Genomic DNA, 14432 nt, shown 5'->3' with positions numbered 1-14432 from the left:
GCGGCGGGATGCGAGGCGTCTGGCTCTGGGGAGCCCTGGCGCTGACCGTGGTGATGGGGTGTGGCAAGAAGCAGGACGCGCCAGCGGCGTCGGGGACGCCCTCGGCGGCCGTGGCCCGGTCTCAGGCCCCGCTGGCCCCGGCGCTCGTCCAGGCATGTGCTCCGGTGGAGCCGGTGACGACGAATCCGTCGTGGCGGGGCGGCACCCTGGTGGTCGCGGGTGGCGCGCAGGGCAGCGCGCAGATTCCCGGTTCCGAGGGAGAGCCGGCGCTGGTCGTCGTCCAGAACGGCAACGGCACGGGCCAGAACACGGTGCAGTCGGCCCAGGTCACGCTGAATGGCGCCACCGTGCTCATGCTCGCTCCAGGCACGCCCATCGCGGTGCGCCGCGTGGTGCTGGGTTCCCCCAATCTCTTGCAGGTGTCCGCCACGGGCGGTGGTGAGGTCCGAGCTTCGGTCGCGGCCCTGACCAACCTGCCCTGCGGAATCGTGAACGTGGTGGCGCAGGTGGGAAGTCCTCCGGTGGAGGAGCCGTCATTCAGCCGCAAGAGCGTGGAGACGCTGGCCATCCTGATGGTGGACCTCACGGGTGAGGACACCACGGCGGAGGTCCTGCTCAACGGCGTGGACATGCTTGCCAACGTTCCCGCCGCGGAACAGCGGACGTTCGTGGCGCTCGTCCCCGTGCTGGCGGAGGGAAACTCCCTGAAGGTGACCGTGCAGGGGAGCAGCGGTGGCAGCGCGCGAGCCGCGCTGTTCGACGCGGATGTCATGCCTCCCTCGTTGACGCTGAGTGAGCCGGAGCCGGGGTCGTACTTCACGACGTCGCCGGTGTACTTCTCCGGCAAGTTCGGCATGGACACGAAGGGGGTTCTCATCAATGGCCAGCAGGCATCGCTCGTCGGCCATGACGGGTTCCATACCGCGGTCCCGCTCGACGAGGGCATCAACGCTGTCACCACGACGATCTCGGACACCTGCGGGAACACCGCCCGTCAGTGTATCCCCGTGGTGCTGGACAGCGCGTCTCCTGTGATTGCGTTCAGCGGTGTGACCGAAGGGCTTGTGACCGCGGACCCGGTGACGCCGGAGTTCAGCGTGACCGGAGGCGAGGCCCCCGTGGTCGTCACGGCGACCTTGAACGGTGAGAGCTTCCAGAGTGGAACCGAGGTTTCGCGCCATGGCGATTTCGACCTGCGCGTCAGGGCGGAGGATGCCCAGGGACGCGCCGCCATTCAGCACCTCCACTTCGCCGTCCTGACCGAGGCTCCCACCGTCGTCGTCACCGGCGTGGAGCACGGGCAGGTGTACCCCGGACCGGTGAACATCTCCGTGGCGGTCACGAGCTCCCACGTAGACGTGTTCCAGGTCAGTTTGAATGGTGAAAATTTCGATAATGGCGTGGTGTCCACGCCTGGCGAGTACGTGCTGTCCATCCTCGCCCGTGATTCCCTCTATCACTACAACGTCCAGCTGATCCGCTTCTTCATCGACCCGCCCCCGGTGCTGACCTTGGTGTCTCCGCTGGCGGACGCCGTGACGGATCAGGGTCAGATTGAACTGGTCGTCCATGCCACGGACAACGGTTCCGTGACGAACGTGGAACTGGGGGAGACGTCCTTCGTGCTCGGGGAGGACGGAAACCACCGTCTCACCGTGTCGCTGGTGGAGGGAAGCAACGTCCTCCAGGTGGTGGCCTACGACGACAGGGGCAGCCGCACGACGCTCGCGGTGCATCTCGTGCTCGACACCGTGAAGCCCGTCCTCAAGGTGACCAGCCCGGTGGACAACGCCCTCGTCAGCGCGGAAGTGGTCACCGTCTCCGGAACGGTGCACGACGCCACCCCGGTGACTCTGACGGTGAACGGCCAGGCGGTGACGCCGGATGCGCAGGGGGCGTTCTCCACGCAAGTCCCCCTCGTGAATGGAGTCAATACGGTGACCGTCACCGCGACGGACGCGGCGGGGAACGATACGTCCATCTCGCGCACGGTGACGCGCTCCTCGGCGCTGCCCACGCTCGTCGTGACGGATCCTCCGGATGGCTACGCCTTCACCGAGAGCAGCGTCACGGTCCGCGGAGAGGCCTCTACTCCGAATCCCTCCGACACGCCGGTGGTGACGGTGAACGACGCGCCGGTGGTGGTCCACGAGGATGGGACGTTCGCCCATGTGCTTTCGGTGCCGGTGGGCGATCAGACGGTCGTCGTCCGGGTCACGGCGCCGGATGGCGCCAGCGTGGAGCGCATGCTGCTGCTGCACCGGATGTCCTCAGCGAGCGATGCTGGCATTCCCCCAGGACAGGATGCAGGAACGCAGCCTTCGCAGGATGGCGGTGCACAGGGGCCGCAGGACGGCGGGACGGCGCCGGGCGACGCAGGAATCCCATTTGACCTGGATGCGGGAGCTTCTGAGCTCCAGCCCGCTCCCACTCTGGTGGTGACGTCACCGGACGATGGCGCGGTGCTGGGCGGCGCGCGCTTCGCGGTGTCGGGCCAGGTGGAGGGGGGCGAGCTGCCGCTCCAGGTCACGGTGAACGGCTTCGCCGCGGCGGTGACTGGGCGGTACTTCAATGCCTCGCTGGGGCTGTTGGAAGGGCCCCAGACGGTAACGGTCGAAGTGAAGGACTCGCGGGGCCGCGTGGCGTCCTCGGTGCGTCAGGTGTCCGTCGACCGGACGATGCCTTCACTCTCCATCCAGGCGCCTTCGACCAACCCGGCCACGGTGACCCAGAGCCCCTTCGTGCTGAAGGGAACGGCCGGTGACACGAACCTGGCCCGGGTGACAGTGGACGGCGTGCCGGTGACGCTGATCGCCGGAAGCTTCGCGTGGCCGGTGTCTCTGCACGCGGGGTCGAACACGTTCGTCATCGTGGCGGAGGACCTCGCGGGCAACCGCCGCGTGCGCACGCAGGTGCTGAACATCGCCAGCGTGCCGCCGCAGGTGACGGTGCTCTCGCCGGCGGATGGCACGGAGGCGACGTCGGACGAGATCGACGTGCGCGTCCAGGTGAGCGGCGGGACGGAGCCCGTGACCGTAGCCATTGGCTCGCTCACCGCCACGAAGGAACCCTCGGGCGTGTACTCGCAGAAGGTGACGCTGGCCCTGGGCGCGAACACCATTGAAGTGCGCGCGACGGACGCCAACGGCCTGACGGGCACCGCGAGCGTCGGCGTCCGCTACCGCGACGTGGAGCAGGAACCGCTGGCGGTGACGGGCGTCTCGCCTGCTTCGGGCACCACCGGAGTGGAGACGGATGCGCTCGTGAGCGTGGCCTTCAACAAGCCCGTGGATGCGGCCACGGTCGCCAGCCATTTCGAGGTGCGCGCCCGCGGCTCGAAGCTGGAGGGCGGATACGCGGTGGCGCCCGGTGGCCAGACGGTGACCTTCGTCGCGCGCGAAGCACTGCCGGCGGGGGAGCGCGTCCAGGTCCGCGTCCAGGGCGCGGAGGCTGCCCAGGGGCCGGATCAATCCTCGGCGTTCGCAAGTGAGTTCACCGTTCGCCGCCCGCTGACGGTGGTTCGTGGCGTGGTGCTGGACGAGCGGCAGTTCCCGCTGTCCGGCGTGAAGGTGGAGGTGGAAGGCCAGGCAGGACAGTCCACGCGCACGGGGCCGGATGGCAACTGGGCGCTGATTGGCGTGCGTGGCGGACAGCAGGTGGTGATGCGCTACGAGGGCGGGGCCACGTCGGATGGCCGGTCGCTGCCCACGGTGCGTCGGCAGCTCTTCGTGACTGCCGAGCAGGAGACGCAGGACCGGCCGCTGATGCTCTTCCCGGTGGATGGCGCCTCGGCGCAACCGGTGAGCGGTGCGACCGGTGGAACCCTGACCTTCAATGGTGCGCAGGACGCGCTGAGCATGATTGTCCCCGCCGGCGGGCTTGCCTTCGCGGGCGGCTCGACGGAGGGCATGCTCACGGTGACGGAGCTGCCGCCGCACGGTCGCCCCGTGCCCATGGAGGACCGCGCGGGAGTCGCGGCCCTGTGGCAGCTGGGCCCCGAGCGCGTGCAGTTCCTCAAGCCGGTGACGCTGACCCTGCCCAACCGGACGAAGGTCGCGACCGGGCGCATGGTGGTGCTCGTCGCGTTCGACGAGCGGCGCCTGGCGCTCAAGCGCGTGGGCTTCGCCCATGCGGTGAGTGAGGCGGTGATCGAATCGGACGGGCCGGTGGCTTCGGCGTCGTTCGAGTTCTTCGGCTACATGGAGATCACCCCCGCGCAGCAGTTGCAGGTGGAGGCCGCGCTGGCCCAGGCGGGGGGCTCGTCAGGCGGCGGCACGACGGGTGGCGGCGGGAGCGCGACGGATGGTGGTCTGGGCCTGCGGTTGCGGCGGAATGAACGGCCGTCGCTCTGGCAGGAGGTGGCCAGCTACATCCTTGCGACAGCGCATGCCCAGGGACTGCTGAGCATCGTGCCGTTGGGCCTGAGCGCGATGGACTCCTTCCCGGGGGGCACGGCCCACGCCTGGGGCGTGGTGCGCGCGCCGGCCGAGGATGAAACGCGCCTGGAGCTGAGGGCGCCCGCGGAAGCCACCCTGGGGCAGTCGGTAGAGGTGGACTTGCCGTACACGCAGAACATCGGATTCGTCGCCCGCTATGAAGCGAACAGCGCCCTTGCGGCCCCGGGCGGTGAATCCGTCACCGCGGCCCTGTCGGGCGTCTCGCCAGACGGCACGCCGCTGGCACCGGGCGCGGGTGAGACCTGGACGGTCGAGCATGCCAACGAGGCGACGCTGACCACGTCGGTGACGCTGGCACCCGGGACGACAACGCTCGTCCTGAGGGGGGCGACGCGATTCGACACGCGGGCCATCGAACTGAAGGCCACGCTGACGCCCCTGCCGGCGGATGGTGGCATGCCGAAGCGCGCGACCCTGGTCCTGCAGCGCTCGGAGGTGAGCTCCGAGGGGGAACAGGATCCGCTGCATGGCGCGGCGCGCTTCCAGGGCGTTCGCGTGGACATCACCAGCGCCAACGACACCGCCGCGATGACGAGCGAGTCCGGCAGGTACAGCACACTCTTGCAGGTGCCCGCGCCCAACACGCAGAGCATCGCCTGCGCGGACATCCCCCTGGGACCCCGGTTCGTGGCCCGGCTGGACGCGGAGGGCAACACGCGCTTCGACAGCGTGGACAGCTCCTTCTCCTCGTGCTCGCCCATGTTCTGGCTGTATCCGGGCGCGACGACCCGCGCGGACGTGCTGGTGGACGTGCGGCTTCTGCACGGCGCCATCACCTTCAAGCAAAAGGATGGGCAGCCGCTTCCGGCGGTCTGCTCGGGCGTAACACAGACGCAGCGCGACCCGCAGACGGGCGAAGTGCGTCAACTCTCCGAGGCCGACGTCGCCACGACGGAGGTCCATTTCTTCCGCGAAGGAGACCTGGAGCACCCGCTGGCGCGCTACGCGGTGACGCGGCCGTCGGTCCAGGAGTGCCCGGATGCCGCGAACCCGCCGCGACTCTCCCAGGGGAAGTACTCCCGCCTGCGGTTGGGGCCGACGAACAGCGTCTCCCGAGCCACGCGGACCCGATGTGAGCAACTGCAGACGGAAGGGGCGAAGACGGTCGAGGAGCGCCTGTTCCTGAAGAACGAGTGCTCCGACAGCAACAGCGCCTTCCTGCGGTTGTCGGAAGGGGACCGCCTGGTGGTCTTCGCCATCAACCACGCCACCGGCTACTCGGGCATGGCGACGGTGACGGTGCCGTCGATCAACCGCAATGCCCGGGTGAACGGGACGTGCGCGGCGGACGCGAACGGTCCGCTGCAGATCCAGGAAGGCGATAAGACCTTCTCCATCTCCCATTGCACGCAGCAGGAACTGGGCATCCCGGGCGACGTGGACCTGTACCCACCGGAGATTGACGTCCGCGTGCAGCGGCGCGCCCAGGACGACGGCGTAGCGCAGGCGGCGAAGAAGCACCTCATCCGCACGGGCGGCGCCGGAACGACGCGCGACGATTACGTGCAGGTAGTGACCCGTTGGCGGGTGCGCCGGCAGAAACAACTGGCGACGGAGCCGGGGACCGGTGCGGCCGATGGCGGCGTGGCCCAGGGCGATTGCGTGCGGGGCCTCCATGCGGATGGCGGCTCGTGCGCGCCGGGGCTGTTGACGGACGACGACGCGGACGCGGGCGTACCGCTGGAGATGTACTGCTCGGAGCTGCCGCCGGGGGCCTCGGCCCTCCAGGCCGCCTCGTGCCTCCAGGACGACCAGGAGTTGGCGGACGTGCCGACGGGCGTGCCGCCGCTGGCGGGACAGATCATCCGGGTGACGGGCAGCGCGGTGGAGCAGCCCGCGGTGACGACGTTCGCGGTGGCGCCGGGCCAGCACACGGTGCACGTGGACGCGGCGCTGCGGCGGGTCAACGGGAATGGAAAGACGGAGACGGTCAACAGCCTGCTGACTGCGAACTATTACCTGCACGTCGTGGGCAGCCGATTGCTCGAGCGCGACCAGGACGGCGACGGTTGGGTGAGCCGTGCAGAGGACGTGGCGAAGCCGCCGCACTTCGAGGAGCAGCCGCCGCCAACGACCAACCCGCCAGGCCTGCCCGCGCAGGCCATCGTGTTGAAGAACGTCTTCAAGCGCTACGACGCGAAGGGCGTGCTCTCCGACCAGTACGACGTGGCGCGTGAGCACGAGTTCCGCATCCTCGACCTGAAGCCAACGAGGTTGGATGCCACGGGCGACGGCTCCACGCGCGACCTGATGGACCTGCCGAAGGAGGATGAACCGGCGGCGGCGGAGCGTGACCTGGCCTACGACTTCCTGGCCCAGCTCCTGGCACCGACGGACCCGGGGCGCGCTGGCACCCTCAGTGGTGACTACCGGGTGCGCCTGGGCAGTGATGCCTTCGGTATCGACTGCCCGTTGAAGGTGGACGCGCAGGCGCACACCCTCGTGGCGAGCTGTGGCGGCGAATACATCGCCGAAGTTCTAAGCGCGAGCGACATTCTCTACCTGGAGCTGTACCTCAGCGGGAACGCGGAGAACGTCCTCTACCGGTTCAACCTTTTCGGGCTCGCGTCGCGCAAGGACGTCCTCGCGGCGTCGACGGAGCATCTGGCGGAAGCCGCCGTGATGCCCGACGCGACGGATGGCACCGCGGCCATCGGACGTCAGGTGGGCCGCCCGGCGATGAGCACCTTCTTCGTGGAGCCGGACCAGCTCGGCGCCGGCGTGGTGAAGGTGTGCCTGTCGAAGGAGTGCGAGTCGTCGAACGGGAACCTCCTCAAGGAGGCGCTGCTCTCGGTCGGGGCGGACGGGATGCTCCAGGTGACGGACACGAAGCGGGGCCGCGTGCGTGAGCAGTTGCAGTTGTCGCCGCAGCCCTCCGCGACAGGGGCACGGCGCTTCCAACTCGCATTGCCCGCGGACCTGGCGAGCATGCCGGGCACTCCGCAGAAGACGAAGACGGTGTACCTGGTGACGGAGTCCGCGGCGTCGTTGGCTGCGGGAGAGCGCACGGTGACGGCATTGGGCAAGCCGGAAGGCTCCTACAACGCGGCGAATGCGCGGGCGGTGGGGCAATCGTCGGTGTCCGGCATCAGTTCGTCGGACGGGCACCTGTCCTTCTCGCACGACGACTTCGCCGTACCGTTCCTGGGCAGTTCATTCGGGTTCTCGCGGACGTACAACAACCAGGACAACGAATACGCGCCGGTGGGCATTGGCTGGCATCACAACTTCGAAGGCTACGTCCGCGAGGAGCGCTTCGGCCGTTACGTCGCGGTGGTGAACGGCCAGGCCTACAGCTTCCCAGGCTGCGCGACGCCGCCCGAGAACCAACCCACGCAGCGGGGCAATGCGAGCGATTGCACGACGGACAACACGCACGGCTTCAAGCTCACCGTGACGGCGCCGGTGAACATGTCCGGAGGCGACGCGGTCACCCTCACGACGCCCCGGGGCGAGAAGTTCGAGTTCAACCGCCGGGCGATGGGGGCCGCGGACGAGGGCAAGCGCCGCTGGCTGCTCACGCGCTTCGGTGATTCGCACGCCCGCGGTGATGACAAGGGTTGGACGAAGATCGATTACCTGCCGTCGTCGGACCTGGTGTCGTCCGTCACGCGGAAGGGCGAAACGACACAGGTGCAACTGGCCTTCGGCTACGAAGCCGTGGACCTGCAGGCGCCGGGCGTGTCACCGCTGTTGCGGCTGGCGGTCCGCAGCCAGGGCTTCCAGTGGCTGAAGACCGTGACGTTGACCGGCGGCGAGGGAGGCACCTACACGTCGACGTTCACGCGGGATGGCGTGGGCAACCTGACGCGTGTGGTGCGGACGCCAGGAGCGCCGTACCTCATCTATACCTACGAATACGAGCCCGTGCCCCAGTCATTGGGTGCCACGGACCGCTGGGCGGCGCTCAATGAGTTGTCGGTGGCGCGCCGGATTCATGGAAACGCCGTGGAGGCGGTGGGCCCGGTGCAGTACGCGGCCCGGTACTTCCGGCAGTCGCCCGGTGCGCCGCACCCACACGTCTCGAAGCAGGAGGTGGTGTCGGCGGTGCAGGAGACTGGCATGGCCGGGACGCTGTCGATGACGTACGGCGCCAAGGGGCAGCGCACCGTCACGCGGCCGGACGCGGTGCAGGTACAGTTGCAACTCAACACGTCCAATAATCTATCCAGCAGTCAGACACTGCTGGCGCTGACGAAGCAGCAGTGGCCGAGCGATATGAAGGGTCAGCCCGTGGTGTTAAGCCAGACGGAGTCACCCACCGGGCGGGTGATGAACATGACGTCCAACACGAGTCTGCAATTGACGGACGCGGTGTTGACGAAGGGGCCGGAGGGCAGCCTGCCCGTGGCGGGCCTGGGCTCGGATCGGAAGCTCGTGCATTTCGACCTGGATCCCCGCTTCGGGCTGCCGACGACGTCGACGGTGAAGGTGGGGCAAGGCTCCGCGACCATCTCAAGTCCTCGCAATGCGGCGGGCGACCTGATGGGACTGACGTTGGCGAACGTCGAGGGTTCAAAGCCCGTATTCCAGGCGCAGGAATACGATCCGGACGGCCTGCTCAAGACCTTCACGGATGCGCAGGGCCGGAAGGTGAGCAACAAGGACTTCAATGGCCTGGGACAGGCGAAGACGACGGAGACGAAGCTGGAGGGGGCCACAGGGCTGGACACTCTGACGCAGACATTGACGTTCGACGCGTATGGCCGGGTGTTGCGCTCCGAGGAGACGGAGACGGGCGTCTTCGAAGCGTGGACGTATGATGGACTGGGCCGGGTGCTCAGCGTGGAGCGCTCCGGTACTCCCAAAGAGAACTGGACGTACACGTACACGGAGACCGAGTCGCCGGAAGGCACGCTGGTCCTGACGGTGACGGAGACGCTGGCGCAGGCGGATGCCCAGAATGGTGGCACGACGTCCGCTCACCTGCGGGTGACGACATACGAGGATGGGCTGTTGAAAAGCGAGTCCGTGCGCGTGGGTAACCCGGTGCGGATGGCGACGACGACCTACGCGTATGAAAATGGCCAGCTGAAGAGCACCACGGACGCGACGGGCCACGTACACGTCAACGTGTATGACCTTGAGGGCCGTCTGGAGCGTGTCACAGTCGATGGCCTCACGGAGGTGGAATACCAGTTGGACGCGGAAGGGCGTCCCCTGGCCATCTGGGACTCGCTGAGGCATCAGACAAAGATTGACTACGACGAGGCGGGCCGTGCCGTGTCGTGGGACTACGGGGATGGCGACACGGAATCCGTGCTGCTGGACGCGCAGGGCAATCCCATGCGCCAGGTGCTGGGCGGCACCGCCGCAAACCAAGCATTGGTGATGTCGCGACTGGATGCGATGGGGCGGCCGGGGAAGACAGACAGCGTGCGGGCGAATGGCGCTGTGCACGAAGTGCGCCTGTATGACAATGCCGGCCGGCTCACGCGCGTCGAGGACGCAGAACTGGGCCTCGTGGAGGTGATGGAGTACTCGGACGTTTTGGGGCGGCTGACCCGCACGACGCGAACTGTGGGGACGTCCAATGCTCGGACGCGAACGCTCGTGGAGACACGGACGTACGACGACGCGCAGCACCTGGTGACGGTGGCGCGCACCATTGAGACGGAGAATGGGCCGCGTACGGAGTCACAGACGCTCCTGATGGACACCGCGGGCCGGGTGCTGGAAACCCGGCGCCAGGTGGACGGGCAGCTGGCGGTGGACGTGTACCGCTACACGGAGCGCGGCGACATGTATTGGCACGTGTCGCCAGAAAACGAGGTGACGCGCAGCACCTATGACGCCGCGGGCAACCTGCTGAAGGTGGAGGACCCTGAGCACTTCATCAAGACCTACGAGCGCGATAACGAGGGCCGGGTGGAAGTGGAGAAGGGGCCGCACCCGGGGTACCAGAGCACGCTGACGTACGACGGCCTGGGACGACCCCTGAGCCGCACGGTGGCGGCCTACGGGTCGACGCCGCAGATGCAATGGACCTATGGCTATCTGCCGATCTCGCACGAGACAGTGGAGACGGCTGTCCTCGGCACGGACAAGAACATCGTCACGACACGACGGCACAACGCGCGGGGCCGCTTGGTGAAGGAGACGGTGACGGGACACAATGTCAACCGTGAGCTGACGGTCGCGTGGGAGGGGCCGTGGGAGAAGTCACGGAAGGTGACGGAAGGCTCGGACTGGACGGCGACCACGACCTACGGCTCGCGGGACGACCGGGGCCGCGTGCTGGCGCAGGCAGAGTCATGGTCCGCGGACAGCGCGTCCTACCTTTACGAGACGACGACGGCCTGGGTGAAACGCAAGGCGACAATGACGAGCGTGGACACCGCTGGCGGCAAGACCGACACGTGGACGTCCGAGATCGAAGTTGACTCGTTGGGCAACGTGGTGTCGCTGAAGCAAGATCGGGATACGGACGTCTGGGATTATGATGCCGCGGGTGCGCTGACGAAGCAGCAGAAGGCAGGGCTGCTGGCGACGACCTATTCGTATGTGAATGGCCTGTTGAAGACCGAGAACTTCGATACGGTTCCGACGGTCTACAGCTACGACCGTGCGGGTCGGGTGACACGGCAGGATCATCCGGACGGAAGGCAGACGCAGACCTTCTACAACTCTCGAGGTCTGAAATGGCGCGTCAAGTACGGTCGGTCCACGAACTGGGAGACAACTGATTACACATACGACGCGAACGGCCAGCCCCTCACGGTGACGTACGGAGTTGACGCTCAGGCTCCTGAAACTCCCCAGACGTGGACCTACGCGCGAGGTGCGCAAGGGGAACTGCTCGGAGCTCAGCCTCCGGGTCTAGGCATGTTTGAGTATCGGTATGACGGGCTCCTGCGGCTGACCTCGGTCACGCCCCCGGCGGGAAGCCCCACGGCGGCCCAGACCTTCGGCTATGACGCCCTGGGGCGTCAGGTCTTGAGGACGCGGGGGACGTCGCAGTGGCTGACGATGTGGGACAATGGTGTCTCCACGCAAGTGGACGCGAATCAGGACACGGTGGTGACGCTGATGGACGGCCGAGGCCGTCCGGCGCGGGTCTCCTACCAGCCGGGAACAGCGAGCGCCGCAAATACGCAGTTGACAAAGGTGGCGTTGGCGTACACGGCGGCGGACCAGCCGTGGCTCGTGGCGGAGACGCAGGGAACACAGACGCTGGTCAATGACTATGAATACAATGCACGGCGTCTGTTGAAAAGGCAGAGTCGCGACTCGGACACCGTGAGCTTTACTTACACTGCCTCGGGGCTGCGTTGGACAGTGACGTCCTCCGCGGGGGAGGTGGCGTATGGGTATGACTCGAGGGGGCGGCTGCACACGGCGACGGGCCCGGCTGGCGAGACAACCTTCGATTGGGAGCCCGGTGGCGCCAGACTCCAGTCTGTGATCGGCGGCGGCCTTGTGGAGCGGCGCTGCTACGATGATCGTGGTCGCCTGAGCGCGGTGCTGAATGCAGGTGACGACGCGGTATGTAATGAACTGGAGTCGGCTCAACAGCTGAAAAGCCTCTTCAAATACTCCTACGATGTTCGGGGCAATCGGACCCAGGAAGACTATTGGGACGCACCGGGCGCGATGGTGAAGCGGACAACCTACGGCTACGACGGCGCTGACCGACTGACCGGTGTGAAGTACGACGACGGTAAGGCGGTGTTGTACAAGCTGGCTCAGGATGGAACGCGGTTGGAGGAGAAGGAGACAGCCCTAGGCTACGCCGGCCCACTGACGCCAGATGGCTTCGACAAAGCGGTGGCCCAGCGTCACTGGCGCTACACGCATGACCCCCGTGGTGGATTGGAATCCATCCTCAACGAGCTGGATCCGAATCCGGATCCGACGCAGAGGCGTTTGGCGACGTATGTGACGGACCCGGTGGGCCGCGTGACGTCCGAGCAGCGCGGAAGCGGCGGCAAGACTTACGGCTGGGATGTGGCAGGGCGTCTGACGCAGGTGACAGTCGCTCCCGAAGTGCCAGGAGAGAGCAGCAGCGTCACGACGCAATATCAATACGGCTGGGACGGCTTGCGCGTGGAGCGGACGACGGGCGCACAGACAGTAGCCTATCTTTGGGCAGGCGGCGCGCTGGTAGAGGAACGCTTGGCAGGACAGCCCGCGCTGCTTTACACGCAGGGCGGAAGTATGGCGGTCGCGGTGGGGGCCGAACGCATTGCTCATGACGGTTTGGGTAGTGCGGTGGGGCGCTACACAGCTAGTGGCTCGGGTGCTCAGCATCGGTATGATGTCTGGGGTAGGTACCGCGATGATACGGCTCCATCATCCACGCAGGCAGGCGTCGGCTTTACCGGTCACGCCTGGGATGATGATGTGGGCCTCGCCTACGCCCAGCAGCGTTGGTATGATCCGGCCGTTGGCCGTTTCCTTTCCGCGGATCCGATAGTGGCGGGTGCGTATCTCGCCACGCCGACGGAATTGAATGCGTGGATGTACGCACGCGGCAATCCGTTGATGTTCATCGATCCGACGGGCGAGGCGACCCGTTGTGCGCAGTACGGACCGGATGCAGAGCTGGATAGTCGTATCTGTGCCGCTCGTTCAGCGCAAGCTTGGCAAACAGCAAATATGTTGGCTGCGCAGCGTCAGAATGACGCTGGCGCAGCCAGGATGCATGGTTTTCTGCGGGCGGCTGCGGCCGAGTACGAAGAGGATGTTGTTAATAATAAGCACTTGGAACGCGATGTTGTTCGACCGACTCTTAGTGCGCTTGGACTAATGGTCGTCGGCCACTATGCGGCCCCATTGATTCCTGCGGCTGCGCACCCCTGGATTTCGCGCGTCATGTTTGTTTCTGGCCTGGTGAATGTGGGCGAGGCCATACGGGGAGAGGAAAAGATCTCCATCTCCCCGGTCCGCGCGTTGTTCGAACGGTCGACTAAGAACCTTGTTGTCGTTGAGAAGTTTGAAAGTCAGCCTCATCGGTATGCACACGGATTTCTTGGTGCGTTTGATCTAGTTGGCGGTTTCCTTGGTAGAGGTGTCCGATCAACTCGGCAGGTGATTCCGCTTTCCGAGGATGCAGTCCCGCAAATCGCACCCAGGTCAGAAAATGCACTTGGGTCGTTGAGGGAATATTATAGTGGAAGTGGAAATGTATGGGATAGTAGATTTAATCCTCCCCCCGACTTGAGGATGGGCGGTGCGCCTGTCAAGACACCTGGGGCTGGGTTCGGTACAGTCACTGGTCGATTCTTTATGGGGAAGGCAGGTCCTCATTTTACGTGGATCTTGCGATTCGGAGACAAGTGGAGAGAGGTTCATTTGATTCAACTTGAAAATGGTGAGACTGTGGTGCGTGATTTTAATCCAAAGACAGATAAAATTAAGCTGAAGGAGTATGGTGAGCCGATTACTGTGCCTGATGGACAAGCACTATTGGATGCGGCGGAAGCACTTGTGAATGGAGGGAAACGCGGTCCTCTGGTGCTTGGTGGGGCAAAAATTAACAGCTGTGCGAGCATTGGATGTTTGTTGATTGAGGCGGGTGGTGGAGTGGTTCCTCTGCATAGGTCGCAGTGGCGAAGCCATGTTTATGGGATGTTCAAAGAAACGCCGACGCCGAGGTGATTCGTGATTGAGTGCGGTGTTCATGGTTTGCAAGATTCAATTCCCTGTTGTCGTCATATTCTGGGTAGTGTTGGGGGTGGGGTGGCGTGTGATTTCGGTTTTGTTTTTGATGATTATGGGTGTGCGTATCTTTTCTGTTTGGATTGCTTGGAGGTGGCGCGCCAGCACGTTGCGTTGTGTCGGGAGGGGGTGGTTGACGTGTATCCTGTTGATATTGCAGGGGGGTGTCTCGTCCATCTTCAGGAGTGGAGTGGGCGGGTAAATCGCGTGGACTTGGACTTGTTGCTGGAGCAGACTGAGTTGAGGACGGGGCGTCGGCCTGAGCGTTAGAAGATGAGGAGCCCGAGGAGTTTCTGCGTAACGTCCGGCCGACGT

1 protein-coding gene is annotated in these 14432 nt (G+C 65.7%); it reads left to right on the top strand.

Annotation, left to right across the window (positions count from 1 at the left end; all coding sequences use genetic code 11):
• Positions 1 to 8: 8 nt before the first annotated feature.
• Positions 9 to 14057, top strand: coding sequence for an RHS repeat-associated core domain-containing protein (locus KYK13_RS26505; RefSeq protein ID WP_223634919.1), 14049 nt, complete (start codon positions 9 to 11; stop codon positions 14055 to 14057).
• Positions 14058 to 14432 lie beyond the last annotated feature (375 nt).

The sequence above is a fragment of the Corallococcus sp. EGB genome (genome assembly GCF_019968905.1).
Classification (GTDB): domain Bacteria; phylum Myxococcota; class Myxococcia; order Myxococcales; family Myxococcaceae; genus Corallococcus.
This window is presented reverse-complemented; position numbering and strand designations above follow the sequence as displayed.